The sequence below is a fragment of the Nostoc sp. LEGE 06077 genome (genome assembly GCF_015207705.1).
Classification (GTDB): domain Bacteria; phylum Cyanobacteriota; class Cyanobacteriia; order Cyanobacteriales; family Nostocaceae; genus Nostoc_B.
The window spans coordinates 46,831-61,103 of sequence record NZ_JADEWI010000014.1 but is presented as its reverse complement, the minus strand read 5'-3'; the positions used below and the strand labels follow the sequence as shown (position 1 = coordinate 61,103).

Below are 14,273 nucleotides of genomic sequence, written 5' to 3'. Positions count from 1 at the left end.
CTTCCCTTGTAGGGAAGGGGAGCAATATTCAAAGCCTCTCTCCGTTTCGGGGAGAGGTTTGGAGAGGGGTTTCAAGAATAAGTTGCACATCGCGTTAAGTATAATCAGCAAATGCGATCGCCGAAATAACAAATGCGTTCACCGAAATAACAAATGCGATCGCCGAAATAACAAATGCGTTCACCGAAATAACAAATGCGTTCACCGAAATAACAAATTCGTTCACCGAAATAACAAATGCGTTCGCTGAAATAACAATTGCGATCGCAAAAATAGCAAATGCGATCGCAAAAATAACAAATGCGATCGCAAAAATAACAAATGCGATCGCAAAACCTATAAATATTACTCTCCGCGCCTCCGCGCCTCCTCGTGAAGTAAATCTATCCCCTAATTCTTCAAAAATTGAGGATAATACTGTTGTAAACAACTACCAGTCCTCAGTTATCAACCCTACTTCCTGTTAACTGATAACTGTTAACTGATAACTGATTATGGATGAACAACGCCTACAAGCTTATTATCAGCTAATTGAAAGCCTGCTAAGTTGCCCTAGCGGAGAAGAACCAGAGATATTAGCAGCGAATACAGAATTACTAGACGCTGATTTTGTGCAGGTAGTAGCAGCAGCAGCCGAACATTCTGCCCAGCAGGGACAAGAAAACACCGCTAACTGGTTGAGGAACTTAGCCACCTATCTCACCACCCCAGAAACACCCGCCATCACTGAAGCAGATATAGAGACTTACGGGCAATTTATCTTAGAAGTATTGCAAGCAACAGGAGAAAGCAACGGCGATCCTCAAGTAATTTACCCGTTGCTGGAGGCTAACACCGATAAACTCAACCCGATTTTTGCAGAATTATTGCGGCGTTGGGCAACCCATACCCTAGCGGAAGCGGAACCAGATAAAGCAACATTCATCGCCGCAGTGATTGGTGAATTTAGTAATTTGATTAACCAGTTTCCCTTGGGTAGCAAAGCCAACAATATAGAAATTGCCATAACTGGTTACGAAATCATCCAAACTGTTTACACCCGCAGCGCCTTTCCTGAATTATGGGCAACTTTGCAAAATAATTTAGCGACTGCTTACTCTGACAGAATATTGGGAGAGAAAGCCGAGAATCTCGAAAAAGCGATCGCATCTTTTACCGCTGCACTGGAAGTATACACCCGCAGCGCCTTTCCCCAAGATTGGGCAATGACACAAAATAATTTGGGGAATGCTTACTCTGACAGAATATTGGGAGAGAAAGCCGAGAATATCGAACAAGCGATCGCATCTTTTACCGCTGCACTCGAAGTCAGAACCCGCAGCGCCTTTCCCCAACAATGGGCAACAACGCAAAATAATTTGGGGAATGCTTACTCTGACAGAATATTAGGAGAGAAAGCCGAGAATCTCGAAAAAGCGATCGCATCTTTTACCGCCGCACTCGAAGTATATACCCGCACCGCCTTTCCCCAACAATGGGCAATGACGCAAAATAATTTAGCGACTGCTTACTCTGACAGAATATTAGGAGAGAAAGCCGAGAATCTCGAAAAAGCGATCACATCTTATACCGCTGCACTGGAAGTATACACCCGCAGCGCCTTTCCCCAAGATTGGGCAACAACGCAAAATAATTTGGGGAATGCTTACCGTAACAGAATATTGGGAGAAAAAGCCGAGAATATTGAACAAGCGATCGCATCTTTTACCGCTGCACTGGAAGTATACACCCGCAGCGCCTTTCCCCAAGATTGGGCAATGACACAAAATAATTTGGGGAATGCTTACTCTGACAGAATATTGGGAGAGAAAGCCGAGAATATCGAACAAGCGATCACATCTTTTACCGCTGCACTCGAAGTCAGAACCCGCACTGCTTTTCCCCAAAACCATGCCGAAACGTTGTTAAATCTCGGCATCTTATACCAAGAAGAACAACAATTTGACTCAGCTTACAATACGTTTACCCAAGCAATAGCCACAGTCGAATCTATCCGGGGTGAAATAAAGTCTGGTGAAGAAGCCAAGCGCAAACAAGCAGAAGAATGGAATCAACTTTATCACCGCATGATAGAAGTTTGCCTAGCATTAAACAAAGACACCGAAGCCATAGAATATATCGAACGCAGCAAAACCCGTAACTTAGTCGAACTGTTAACCAAAGCCGATTCCGCAACTACAGAAAATCTACCTTTAGTTAATAACAGCATCAAATTTGCAGAAATTCAAAATTTGTTAGACAACCAAACTGCAATCATCCAGTGGTACATCTTCAGTGATTGTTTTCGCGCCTTCATCATCACCCACGACAAATTAACAATCTGGCAATCTGAGGAACAAGATTTAGATGCGCTTTTGGATTGGACAAAAGAATATTTACTTAGCTACTATAACCCAGAAGACAACCATAAAAATCAATGGCGAAATCAGTTAGCACAACGCTTACAAAAGTTAGCTGATATTCTGCATATTGAAGAAATACTAGATATAGCCAAAATTCCCCAACACTACAAATTAATTCTTATTCCCCATCGCTTCTTACATCTATTTCCCCTTCATGCTTTACCTGTAGGTGAGTCATACTTATTTGATTTATTTCCCAAGGGTGTGGGTTATGCGCCTAGTTGTCAAATCTTGAAACAACTACAACTACGCCAACGCCCTAATTTTGAATCTCTAGTTGCTATCCAAACTCCAACAGAAGACTTATATGAAAAAGATTTAGGTGCAGTTACAGCCATTAAAAAACAATTTGCTAATGCTTATGTGTTAAAGCAAGCCAAAGCTCAAAAATCAAAACTTCTCCATATTAATGAAAATCCTCCCCATACCACCCTAAATAAAGAATTAATCAAAGCTAACTGTGTGTTTTTCTTCTGTCACGGGTACTTTAACCTTAATTCTCCCCTAGATTCTGGTTTACAGTTAGCTGATGACAACTTGACTTTGACAGATATCATTACTCATTTCAAACTAGATAATTGTCGCCTAGTCAATCTTTCTGTTTGCGAAACTGGTGTGATAGATTCCACAAACACCAGTGATGAATATATTGGTTTACCCAGTGGTTTCTTATTAGCTGGTAGCACCAATGTAGTCAGCAGCCTTTGGACTGTTGATGCTACAGCTACAGCTTTATTAATGATTAAATTTTACGAAGAATTACATCAGCAGAGTAGTATTATATTAGCTTTAAATACAGCCCAACGCTGGTTAAGAGATACTACAGTCCAAGGCTTTCAAGATTGGCTGGGTAACTCTGCACTCAGTCTAGTTTGGCAGACACAACTAAATCAATATTTTACTGATAACTATCAAAGTACCTCAATCCAACCTTTTGCATCGCCTTTTTATTGGGCTGCTTTTTCTACCATAGGTAAAGGAGATTAACAAATGTCAGTTTATTACAATAGTATCCAAGCTTTTATTCAAATACTTTACTCACATTCCAAGGTAATTTCTTTGCCAGACTGGGAAGAATTACACCAAATGTTTAACACATTACCAAAAGATGATGATGAAGAAATTTCAGAAAGATTAGAAAATTGGTTACAACCAGAATCGCGCAGTCAGCTACTAGAAATTTATAAGCAAAATCTCAAATCAATTAGTGCTACATCTGCAATTGATTTAGGGGTAAACATAGGTATAGGTAACAGTAAATCACAAACTCCTGCCAATCAACCTAGTCCATCATCAAAGGAGTTATTAGATAACGCTATTAAAGAAAACTCTCCTTTATCTGACAAGCAAAAATCTCAACCAACACCGTGAAGAATTTCAGCCTCAGTCTCTACGCTTTTCATCTGCGTCATACCCTAACTCAACTTCCCGGCGAAGTTGTGACAAATGCTCATCTCTTATGGGAAAACCTGGTAAAAGTGGGAGAGAATTCCCTTTTCTTTATTGGGTTGAAAGATTTGCGCTTAAATTTAGTTTGCTATGAAAATAATGTATACAAACCTCAGAAAGAAGCAAACAGAAAAACCGAATGGTTAAGTGTTTCTGGCAAAGAATTAGATTTAGGGAGTCTCGCCACACGAGGAGGCTTTAAGATTAATGCTAATCTTCAGCCATTTTTACTTAACGATACCTATGCAATTGATTTAACTTTAGTTCCAGAATCACAAAACACCTCTATAGACATAGCAAAACTGCAAGATTTCCAACCAATTAGTTTACTCCCATCTAATATTGAAGCATCATTAGGACAAACATTATGGATTTACGGAGAAGTAGATCCAAATCAAGATTGTGATAAACTAGCGCAAGAATTTGCCACAGCTTTAGTAGCAGGAACAAGCTTAGATCCTGTGCTGATAAATAAAGGAGAACTCTTAGATAGTCTGTTATTTGAATATCAAGCACTTGACCCTAATACACCAGATAACCCTGCTAAAGAATGTCAGATTTTAATAGTCATCAATAATAATCAGTCATCAACAGTAAACCTTGCAGGACAAGCTTATGACTGGCTATTAAGGTTATTTTGGAGCTATCATAAAATACGTTATATTTATCAACTAGCTCGTCAACGTTATCAAGAAGCGAGAGAAGTTTACAGCGATTTAGAAAATAAAATCCAAGATTTTAACAGTCTAGTATCTGCAACTCAAACACAATTATCTGATTTAAAAAGCTTAATGGCAGAAATACCCCAAAAAAGCTTTGACTACATCAGATGCTTACAAGATTTACAAACGCACTACACAGCAGTTACTACTAATATTACTAATTACGAAATTTGCTTAAATAAAATTCAAACTATTGGTGGGGGAAATAGCCCCCAATCTTGGCAAGATTTTTTAAACAAAGAATGTCAGAAATGGCAAAAACAAATCGAAACAGATATTAACTATCTAACCCCTGGACAAGAATTATTTGGGCAATTTGTTGATACTATCCGAGGTATAGTAGAAACACAACAAGCAGAACGCGATCGCTCTCTAGAAAACAAAATTCAAATTTTAGGTATTGGCTTCGGTAGTGGTGCAATTGTATCTGGTATCATTACCCAACACATCGATAAAATAAATCGACCTATACCCTTCATTTCTCCCAATAACCCACCAAATCCCTTTTACGCATCTTTGCTTTTAAGTTTTTTTACTACCTTATTTTGTATGGCCTTGGGTTGGTGGATAACTAAACGAAAATAAAGATGCCTTACTAATTCCTTACATTCTGTTTATCCCCTTGAGATAATGGGTTTCAAAGCCTCTCTCCGTTTCAGGGCTAAGGTGTACACACAAGTCAAAAATTTTCATGTTCAACCACATCCCGCCTAGAACTAAAGTTCCAGGCTCATAGCCAAAGTCCACAAAGCGCGGACTGGAAGACATTTTTAGTTCAGCCATCTTCAGATGACTTGCGCTATGAGACTCGGAATTCATTCCGAGGCGGGACAGATGCACTCAACGAACATTTGTGTGTACACCGTAGCCGTTTCGGGGAGAGGTTTTGAGAGGGGTTTTTAGTATAATTATCGACTTCCCAAACAACTCCTAAACGCAAAGACTATCCTAGAAATAGCAGGTAAAAAATAATAACTAAATATTTATGACAACTATTTCAATGACCGATTCTCTAGTTCCTAATCCTGGAGCAAAATCGGCAATCATTCGTTTAGAAGATATCTTTAAAGTCTACGGTAGTGGCGAAACCGAAGTCAAAGCACTGAATAATGTCAACTTGACTATCAACGAAGGCGAATATTGTTCAATTATGGGGCCTTCAGGTTCAGGTAAATCTACAGCCATGAATATTATCGGCTGTTTAGATCGTCCCACAGATGGACATTATTATTTAGATAACCTTGATGTTGCCCAAATGAATGATCAAGCCTTAGCACATATCCGCAACAAAAAGCTGGGGTTTGTCTTCCAACAATTTCACCTCTTAGCTCAACTCACAGCCTTAGAAAATGTGATGTTACCAATGGCTTATGCTAATGTTAACCCGACAGAAAGACGCGATCGCGCCATCGAAGCTTTAATACGAGTTGGTTTAGAAAAACGCCTCAACAACAAGCCAAATCAACTCTCAGGCGGTCAACAACAAAGAGTAGCGATCGCTCGTGCAATTGTCAACCGTCCTGTCGTCCTCCTAGCTGATGAACCCACAGGCGCACTTGACTCGCGCACCACCCAAGAAGTATTAGACATTTTCACCGAATTAAACGCCAGTGGTATCACCGTAGTCATGGTAACTCACGAACCAGAAGTAGCCCGTCAAACGCAGCGCATCGTTTGGTTCCGTGATGGTGAAGTTATTCACTCTAACCTCACACCAGCAGATTTAACTCAAGTAGCTACATCATAAAATGAGTGGTGCGTTCTCCAACAACGCACCCTACTAGCTTTTTATCACTAGTCCCTAACCTCTTTAATGATTAAAGGCTGGAAGTTTTACCAGTTTCGGCTTGTGTTTCTATCGGTTGGACATCACTGTAGCCCATTTCACCGGCGATCGTTCTAAAAACTGACATTTGCGCTTCAAAATCTAAGCCTTCAATTTGAGAAATCAAATCATTAATTCCCTTACTGGGTTCATAATCGTCAGGAAAATCAACTACAGATTTACCCATAGCTACAGCCCAAACATACCAAACTAACAATTGGTTATTTTCTTTTATTGCACCATAGGCGCGAGAATATTCTGTGTCTTTGCGGTTAACTATATCCCGCATCGCATTTAGTTGTTCTTCTTCAGAAAGTTGCAAATAATCATTTAATAAAAGTGGTGCTAATTCAGGTTCCGCAGCAGCCGGAGCCGCAGGAGTAATAGAATCACCCATGTTTTCATAAACAAGATAAAACCATGCTAATTTAGCATCAGTATCTAACTTATTAAAGGCTTGAACAACATTTTGGGTTTGATTACTTAAGGCTTGAGGAGCGTTTTTTTCGTAACTTGCAGTCATAATTTATCACCGGGAAATTAACATAGCAAACTAAGAGTTAACAATTTTCGATAAATATTATCTCCCTCCTAGAGAAAGACTTATTTTAATTTGTAATTAAAACTTATATCTATCTTTTAATAGAGGTCATGATCTCTCCCTAGGTGGCAGTAATTTAACAATTTGTTTTGCTACAATCGCCCTAGCATTTAATAAAATTACACAAGTGTTAAATTATGGCTGATACAATAAAACCCAATCCTAATGAAGCTACTACCCATGATGCACAATTAGCCGCAGAAAACATGGCTAGTGGTGAAGAAAAAGTACAAAAAGTAGATTTTGATGCAGATTACGCAGCCGCCCAGCAATTTAGCGTCAGTGAAATAGACCGCACTCCCGAAGGCGCATCTGCTGCTGAAACAGCAACCGCACCTAAATTTGAAGTTCCAGAAGCAGAAGATAAAACATCTGAAGCACAATCTACAGGTAATCCGAGTGATTATTTAGAGTTAGCAAAAGAAGTTGGTGGTTCTCAGAACGAAGGTGTTTCAAATGTTAGTGATGATTTAGTCAAACAAGCTATAGAAAAGGGTCAACCCAAAAAATAGTCAATTGAAGTATGAATTATGACAATTCATACTTCATGCTTCCTTTTATTTGAACTATTAGCTGATGCTCAACAATTTTGCACAACATCTAGTAGTTCGCTGGGATGGTTAATTAAAAAGTCAGGATTTTGCTTTGATAATACTTCTGGGGAATTAAATCCCCAAGTCACGGCAACTACTTTAATATTAGCCTTCCTGGAAGCTTCTATATCTCTGGTTTCATCACCAACATAAATAACTGCTTGAGTTGAAAGTTGTTTTTGCTTTAATACGTTATTTATGATGGTTGTTTTCCCAAAAATAGTTACTCCTGAATAAATAAAATCAAAGAGGTTATCTAAATCGTGATTTTCTAGGAAAGCTGTAACATTTTCCTTAGAGTTAGATGTGATAATTCCTAACTTATAACCTTGATTTTTCAGTTCTGTGAGTGCTTCTTGAATTCCAGGAATTGGTTGAAATTCGTGAATTTTATTTTTTAGTTCTGATTTGACTTTCTTGAGTAGAAAAGGAATTTTTAACAGAGAAACACCTGAGTATTTAATAATTTCTCTAGAAGTTAAATTCCTTAAGTAAGCGAGTTGTTCAGGAGTGATTTGTTTATAGCCAAACTCTGTAGCTAAACGATTGGCAATAACGATAAGAGCATCTACTGTATCTGCAATTGTGCCATCAAAATCAAAAACAATTACTTTCTGAGTCATTATTTTGCTGGGATGCGTCAAGATTAGCACGGGCATTCCGTCTTAACATTTCTGGCTTAATCCGCCGCAACGCTGATGCCGGAAATTGTCTGTCCCACTCCTCATCTGAGATTTTCGCTAATTCTATCAGCTTGGGCGCAATATTCCCAGGATAAGGTTGAAAATCTGCCACGTCAGTTGTGTGAGCAAATCGCTGATTCCAAGGACAGACATCTTGGCAAATATCGCAGCCTGCAACCCACCCTTGCAAGTGTGGTGCGATCGCCTCTGGTAATTTTTCGCCGCGATTTTCAATTGTATGATAAGCAATGCAGCGATTAGCATCCACTACAAACGGTTGGGTAATAGCTCCAGTTGGACAAGCTGTTAAACAACGAGTACAGCTACCGCAATGTTGTGTATGGGGGCGATCGCATTCTAATTCTAAATTTGTCACAACTTCGCCTAAAAATACCCAAGAGCCATACTCTCTAGTAATCACATTCCCATTTTTGGCAATCCAACCAATTCCCGCTTTTTGCGCCCAGACTTTATCTTGTACGGGGCCAGTGTCTGCGTAGTACTTAGCTTTCACGCCTTCACCCAGTGATTCTAACCAGATAGTCAGCTGCTTGAGTTTTTTGTGCATTACCTTGTGGTAATCTCTCCCCCAACCATAGCGGGAGATTTTGGCGTATTCTTCCCCTTCTGGACGCTGATGTGGGGTGTAATAATTCAGAGCCACACACACAAGCGATCGCGCCTCTGGCATCACTAAACGAATATCTTGCCGCTTGGGGTTATTCATCCATTCCATATCAGCGTGATAACCCAGCGCTATCCATGCTTGCATTCTCTGAACTTCGGTATTATCTACCTCTTCTACAGCAGCAATTCCCACTTTGTGAAAGCCTAACTCTAAAGCTTTTTCTTTTACTACCCTGCTACTGGTTCCAGAACTTTGATTCATTTTTTTGAGCTAAATTCTGCCCACATTTGGGAATTTTAATTATACATTAAAAAGTAAAGTCTGCCATAAAAAATTTACTTATCAACATATTTGTAAATTTTATTTGCGCTTTGTAAACAAATAATGCAACATTGAAGAGTAAGAGGCAAAGCAATAAAAAGTAATGCAAACCTCTCACTGAATCATCAGCATACTTAACTAATCAACTGTAGTGCCATCATTTTTCGTAAAGTAGCCACTGACATGGGTGTTAACCCTTTACCTGACTAAATCAGTATTACGATATCCTCCCAACCTCAATGAATTGTCAAAATTTGTTCCCAGACAAAAATCTGGGAACAAATTCCTTCTTAAGAAATAGTCTAAATTAATAATTTCCCTCAACAGCTACTTTTTTTATATTGACTTTTATATTCAAATTAATTTTCAGTAAGCTTAATAATGGTAATTTTATGAAAACTGCTGAATCTATAGGTGAAATTAAGATTGCAGGAATTTCCGAACCTTGCATCTTAGATTATTTTGCAACTTTAAATGCAGGTCAATTTCAACAAACAGCATCACTGTTTGCCGAAGATGGTGTGATGTATGCGCCTTTTGAATCTGGTATTGTGGGTACAGATGCGATCGCAAATTATTTACAACAAGAAGCCCAAGGCCTGACAGCCTATCCCCAGCAAGGAATAATTGAGCATTTAGAAAATAACCAAATTCAAGTTCAGGTCACAGGCAAAGCCCAAACATCTTGGTGTGGTGTAAATGTTATGTGGCTATTTATCTTGAACCAACATCGAAAAATTACATACACCAAAATCAAACTCTTGGCTTCTCCCCAAGAGTTATTAGCCTTGCGGACAGAAAAGTAACTAACCGCAAATCAATCTAAATATCTGCTCAAAAATATCGATGTTAACGAGTTTGCTCTGCTCCCAATTATGCAGTTGGTATTGACTTTGCTCAACCAACTGTAATGATAAATTTATGGCTAGAATTCACCTAACTCTTGTTAGCTACTGCTCACGGCAAAGAGCGCATTAATAATCTTCTACCCAACTCAACATCTGCTGGAGCGCATACTCACTCAGGGTGTGCTGTCATAAGTAGGCTATCTAAAGTTTCTTGATCAAACAAATGCGAGACAGGAGCTTGATGGATTGCAGTTTCTATTGCATAGCAATTGAGGCTAACACAGTGAATTTTACAAGAGTTAGCCATTCTTGCCAAAGTCATTTCTTCTCCTGGTTGTAAAGAGCGAAATGGGCGGATAACCTGCTTCAATTCACTGATTGAATCAACCGCTAACCCCGAAATAGCTATAGTTAAATTCTTGTCTCCGTTTACTGCAATCCAGTAATGGCGACTAGGGTCAATCCCCTCTAGCCAAGGCAACTCATCATCAAGACCGTAACGCGGAGACAAACAAAATAAAGCTTCCATCGGCGGAATCATGACTTTGTTTGTAATTTAGGGGTAATCAAGACTAATTGTTACTAATGGTTGTTTTGGTAACTCTTCCTTTACCGGATTTGATAACTAGCCCCTATAAATCAAATAATTTTATTAAAAGTTAGTATTTTACTTAACTTTTCGTAATATCACTAGTTGCTCTGAATTAGCCGTCTACAATCCCAAGTCCCAGATAAACACCAAAGACCGTTGAATAAATGCACTACATTTGCCTTCTTTGCCGTTCCCCGTTACCCTTTATCAAACCGAATTTCTAGAGTAACTTCGGGTTATTTCACCAGTTCAGGAATAGTAGCTTCTAACTTTAAACAATTAGCACCATTCACTTGTAATTGGTACTCTACCTTATCCATTAAACGATTCATAATTAGCCATCCATAACCCCCTTCTTGTTTGTCTACTGGGTTGGGTGCTAAATAGGTAGACATATCGTAGCCTTCACCATAGTCCCAGATTTCTAGAGAAATATCTCGGTCTTTGAGTTCCAAGCGCAGTAATACTGGTAAATTCGGCTGCTCTTTGTGGGCATGACGTACCACATTAGAGTAGGCTTCTACCAAAGCCAGTCGTAAACGACTAGATTGCCGAGACCAATCAACAGATTCTCCTAGCTTGACTTTCAAGCATCCCAGCAACCAGCCTTCGACAATATTTAAATAATTCAAATCACTTGGTACATGAAGCTCACTTTTCATTACTTATAAAACCTCTAGTGAAAGTATAGTTTGATCGTCTTCTTGAACTTGGTTATTTGCTTGGATGCGAGCTAGTAAATGGTTTAGAGAAAGTGGTTGTGGCTCTGTTTGGAGGAGTTGCCAAAGGCCTTCTTGATTTAGCATAGAGTGAGTACCCGTCAAAGAATTATCATCTATGTTTTCGCATTTTAGTAATTCATTTGATACGGTTGCTTCAGTAATCCCATCACTAGCTAATAATAAAGTATCTCCCGAAGAGAGGAGCGCCCGTCCTGATGGTGCTTGCCAAGTAGGTAAAATACCCAGAGGAATACCGCGTACTTTGAGATAATTGGGTTGTTGACTGGAGGTAGCTTGGTGTGACCACAGCAAAGGATAAATATGCCCAGCATTAGCGTAGACTAATTCGCCTGTAGTAGGGGTATAACAAGCTAACACAAGAGTAATAAAACAATTGTTGCTAATTAAGTCATTACACAGAGCATGATTGAGATTCTGGACAATTGTATGGGGTTCGGCTGGTGTTTCTTGAGATAATTCGCGGCGCAATACAGAAATGGCGCTGGCCATGAATAAAGCCGCTGGTACACCTTTTCCAGAAACATCGCCCACAGCCAACCATAAATCCCCTTTAGGATGGACAAAGACTTCAAAAAAATCGCCTCCCACTTCTCGCGCTGGATAGCAGCAGGCTTGTAACTTTGCGTCTTTGATCTCAGGTAAACTTTGCCGGAGGAGATTATTTTGAATTTGGCGTGCTACCTCCAACTCTGCTCTAATTTGCTCTTGCTTTTCTTGCAGGCGTTGGTAGAGTTTTGCTTGAAAAAGGGCTAAAGCTGCTTGGTCAGCTACACCTGTAATTAATTTAATGTCTTCATCTGGCCAAAGTGCATCCCGTCCCACCTGATAAAGAGCAAGTACCGCCAATAGTTGCTGTTGATAGGTAAGAGGTACTACCAGATAATTACAAGGGTTGCCTTCAAAGGTTTCTTGATTCAGTTGGTAATGACGAGTTTCGACAACTTTCTCAAACAGACTATGCTCAAAAGCAAAGTTTAATATAGAAGAATTTGCATCTTGATAAGAGAATTTATCATTAGTCAAGCGATCGCCTTCTACCGGAATCAGCAGACAACAAGTTGCATCAAATGTTTGCCCAATAGTGGCTACAATTTTTTGTAACATATTGCCATAATCGAGAGACTCTCGAATTGCCGTCGTCACCTCATTAAATAAAGATTCTCGTCGCAGAGAACGACGCAACTCTTGAGTACGTTGTTTGACTAAGCGATATGTCTCAGTAGCTTGTTCAACTAGTAACTTTAGCCGTTCAGGATTCCAAGGTTTTGTGATGTATTTGAATACTTGACCGGAGTTAATTGCATCCACCAAATCTTCAACATCTGTAAAACCAGTCAGGAGAATCCTAATCGTATCGGGAAACCGTTCTACCGTGCGACTGAGAAATTCTGTGCCATTCATTTCTGGCATTCGTTGATCGGAGATGATCACGGCCATCTCACCTTCTTTTTCCAATATGTCCAGCGCACTTAGGGCATGATTGGCTTTAAATACTTGAAAATCTCGCCTAAAAGTGCGGTAGAGTAAATCCAAATTATCTAGCTCATCATCGACAATCATGAGCTTGAGTTTTTCTACCTCTGTCTCAGTCATATTTGACTTTAATTTCCGATACTTGTGTGGCGAGATAATACAATTTTTATCCCACCCGATGACAACCTACAAACAAATAAAAAGCTAGGCTTAATCTATAGAAATTGCCCACTTTGAAATGAGAAATTTACTCAAAGTTGACTGCTTCCTCAATTTATTTCAGGGTTGCTACACCCTAAAATAACCTCATCCAACCAACCCAGAACGCAAAGCTCTAACTGCTGCTTGGGTACGGTCATCAGCGCATAGCTTATTTAAAATATTACGGACATGTGTTTTTACAGTCCCAACGGTAATATAAAGTCGTTCAGCTATAACTGCGTTGCTACAACCTTCGACAATTAACTGTAACACTTCCAACTCTCGTTCTGTCAGGGTATAAGGGTCAATTATTTCCTCACTTTCCCCAGTGCCTTGATTTTGGGGGATATTTTTGTTGTCTGTTAGAGCCGGTTCCTGTTTAGAGGAATTTTGTTGTGCCTGTTGTAACACAATTCTGGCGATCGCTGGATCAATCCAAGCGTTGCCATTGTACGTAACTCGAACTGCTTCTAGCAAATTATCAAACTTGATATCTTTCATACAGTAAGAGTCTGCCCCAGCGGCAAAAGCTGCCAGCACGGCTTCTTTATTATCTCGAAGTGTTAAAATTAACACTTTTGTGGCATCTTCTCCTGTGGCAAGAGCTTTAATTTCTTTGGTAAGTGCGATACCATCTTTATCGGGTAAGCCAATATCGACGATCGCAATATCTGGTTGTAAGATTTTTAACAATTTTAAGCCTTCCGCAGCATTGCCTGCTTCGCCTAGCACTTCAATCTCTTCTTTTTGCTGTAGTGCTGTCCGAATACCAACACGGGTGAGGTCATGATCTTCGATCAAAACAATCCGAATTTTACTCATTGTCAACTTCCGCCCGTTAAACTAACTGAACTGTCAAACCGAGTTAATGCAAAAATCTTAGTAGATTGTCATTGAAAAACATTCGTAAAAAATAAATATAGAAGTTTCGCCTAGGTAAGCCTAGTATTTAGTAGTTTTACTAACTGAGTGAGTAATTAATTCCCCAAGAGCATTTCCCTAGAATATTAAAATTGCTCTGGTTATACCAGAGATACAAGTACTGTCCCCAATGAGTTATATTTTGTTAAATATTTTGACTGGTAAGCAAACTTACTTAGGTTATGTAAAAGCTAACCTCCTTTTTTATGAGTATACTGGTTGACTTACGATAGATTCATACTTGTCTACCACTCATTATTGATGAGCAGAA

General features: G+C 39.4%; 14 protein-coding genes and 1 pseudogene. 6 read left to right on the top strand and 9 right to left on the bottom strand.

Annotated elements, in window-relative coordinates; genetic code table 11:
* Nucleotides 1–94: 94 nt before the first annotated feature.
* Nucleotides 95–430 (bottom strand): hypothetical protein, encoded by a 336-nt coding sequence (locus IQ244_RS12185; RefSeq protein WP_228058876.1) that lies wholly within the window; start codon nucleotides 428–430, stop codon nucleotides 95–97.
* A gap of 64 nt (nucleotides 431–494) precedes the next feature.
* Here IQ244_RS12185 and IQ244_RS12180 point away from each other — a divergent pair, with 64 nt between their 5' ends.
* Genes IQ244_RS12180 through IQ244_RS12170 form a run of 3 tightly spaced genes read left to right on the top strand, consistent with a single transcriptional unit; the run spans nucleotide 495 to nucleotide 5,158 of the window.
* Nucleotides 495–3,389, top strand: a complete 2,895-nt coding sequence (locus tag IQ244_RS12180) for a CHAT domain-containing protein (protein ID WP_193894212.1) — start codon at nucleotides 495–497, stop codon at nucleotides 3,387–3,389.
* A 3-nt stretch (nucleotides 3,390–3,392) separates the two neighbouring features.
* Nucleotides 3,393–3,773, top strand: a complete 381-nt coding sequence (locus IQ244_RS12175; protein ID WP_193894209.1) for a hypothetical protein — start codon at nucleotides 3,393–3,395, stop codon at nucleotides 3,771–3,773.
* Nucleotides 3,770–5,158: a hypothetical protein gene (locus tag IQ244_RS12170; RefSeq protein ID WP_193894206.1), complete on the top strand. Its 1,389-nt coding sequence runs from the start codon at nucleotides 3,770–3,772 to the stop codon at nucleotides 5,156–5,158. Before IQ244_RS12175 ends, IQ244_RS12170 begins: the two co-directional genes overlap by 4 nt.
* An 18-nt stretch (nucleotides 5,159–5,176) precedes the next feature.
* On the opposite strand, the gene IQ244_RS12165 is transcribed toward IQ244_RS12170, so the two are convergent.
* The gene (locus tag IQ244_RS12165; RefSeq protein WP_193894202.1) at nucleotides 5,177–5,356 is read right to left on the bottom strand and encodes a hypothetical protein; all 180 of its coding nucleotides are present in this window, start codon (nucleotides 5,354–5,356) and stop codon (nucleotides 5,177–5,179) included.
* 202 nt (nucleotides 5,357–5,558) lie between these two features.
* On the opposite strand from IQ244_RS12165, the gene IQ244_RS12160 reads away from it, so the two are divergent.
* Nucleotides 5,559–6,320: an ABC transporter ATP-binding protein gene (locus IQ244_RS12160; protein ID WP_228058875.1), complete on the top strand. Its 762-nt coding sequence runs from the start codon at nucleotides 5,559–5,561 to the stop codon at nucleotides 6,318–6,320.
* A 70-nt stretch (nucleotides 6,321–6,390) separates the two neighbouring features.
* Here the strand turns inward: IQ244_RS12160 and IQ244_RS12155 are convergent, their stop codons facing one another.
* On the bottom strand, nucleotides 6,391–6,921 hold the full coding sequence (locus tag IQ244_RS12155) for an orange carotenoid protein N-terminal domain-containing protein (protein WP_193894199.1): 531 nt from the start codon (nucleotides 6,919–6,921) through the stop codon (nucleotides 6,391–6,393).
* A gap of 215 nt (nucleotides 6,922–7,136) precedes the next feature.
* On the opposite strand from IQ244_RS12155, the gene IQ244_RS12150 reads away from it, so the two are divergent.
* Entirely contained in the window at nucleotides 7,137–7,511 is a 375-nt protein-coding gene (locus tag IQ244_RS12150) for a hypothetical protein (protein ID WP_193894196.1), read from the top strand.
* Between the two features lie 68 nt (nucleotides 7,512–7,579).
* Here IQ244_RS12150 and IQ244_RS12145 read toward each other — a convergent pair whose 3' ends face one another.
* Nucleotides 7,580–8,215: an HAD-IA family hydrolase gene (locus IQ244_RS12145; protein WP_193894193.1), complete on the bottom strand. Its 636-nt coding sequence runs from the start codon at nucleotides 8,213–8,215 to the stop codon at nucleotides 7,580–7,582.
* A complete protein-coding gene (queG, locus tag IQ244_RS12140; protein WP_193894190.1) occupies nucleotides 8,190–9,164 on the bottom strand; it encodes a tRNA epoxyqueuosine(34) reductase QueG in 975 nt (324 codons plus the stop codon). Before queG ends, IQ244_RS12145 begins: the two co-directional genes overlap by 26 nt.
* A 452-nt stretch (nucleotides 9,165–9,616) precedes the next feature.
* On the opposite strand from queG, the gene IQ244_RS12135 reads away from it, so the two are divergent.
* Complete coding sequence (locus IQ244_RS12135) at nucleotides 9,617–10,030, top strand: ketosteroid isomerase family protein (protein ID WP_193894188.1); 414 nt, start codon at nucleotides 9,617–9,619, stop codon at nucleotides 10,028–10,030.
* A gap of 214 nt (nucleotides 10,031–10,244) precedes the next feature.
* Here IQ244_RS12135 and IQ244_RS12130 read toward each other — a convergent pair.
* From IQ244_RS12130 to IQ244_RS12115, 4 genes and pseudogenes are all read right to left on the bottom strand, one after another.
* A pseudogene (locus IQ244_RS12130) lies at nucleotides 10,245–10,601 on the bottom strand (hypothetical protein); the annotation flags it as partial.
* 299 nt (nucleotides 10,602–10,900) lie between these two features.
* The gene (locus IQ244_RS12125; protein WP_193894184.1) at nucleotides 10,901–11,326 is read right to left on the bottom strand and encodes an ATP-binding protein; all 426 of its coding nucleotides are present in this window, start codon (nucleotides 11,324–11,326) and stop codon (nucleotides 10,901–10,903) included.
* 3 nt (nucleotides 11,327–11,329) lie between these two features.
* On the bottom strand, nucleotides 11,330–13,000 hold the full coding sequence (locus IQ244_RS12120) for a SpoIIE family protein phosphatase (protein WP_193894181.1): 1,671 nt from the start codon (nucleotides 12,998–13,000) through the stop codon (nucleotides 11,330–11,332).
* 186 nt (nucleotides 13,001–13,186) lie between these two features.
* Nucleotides 13,187–13,903: a response regulator transcription factor gene (locus IQ244_RS12115; RefSeq protein WP_193894179.1), complete on the bottom strand. Its 717-nt coding sequence runs from the start codon at nucleotides 13,901–13,903 to the stop codon at nucleotides 13,187–13,189.
* Between the last annotated feature and the right edge of the window lie 370 nt (nucleotides 13,904–14,273).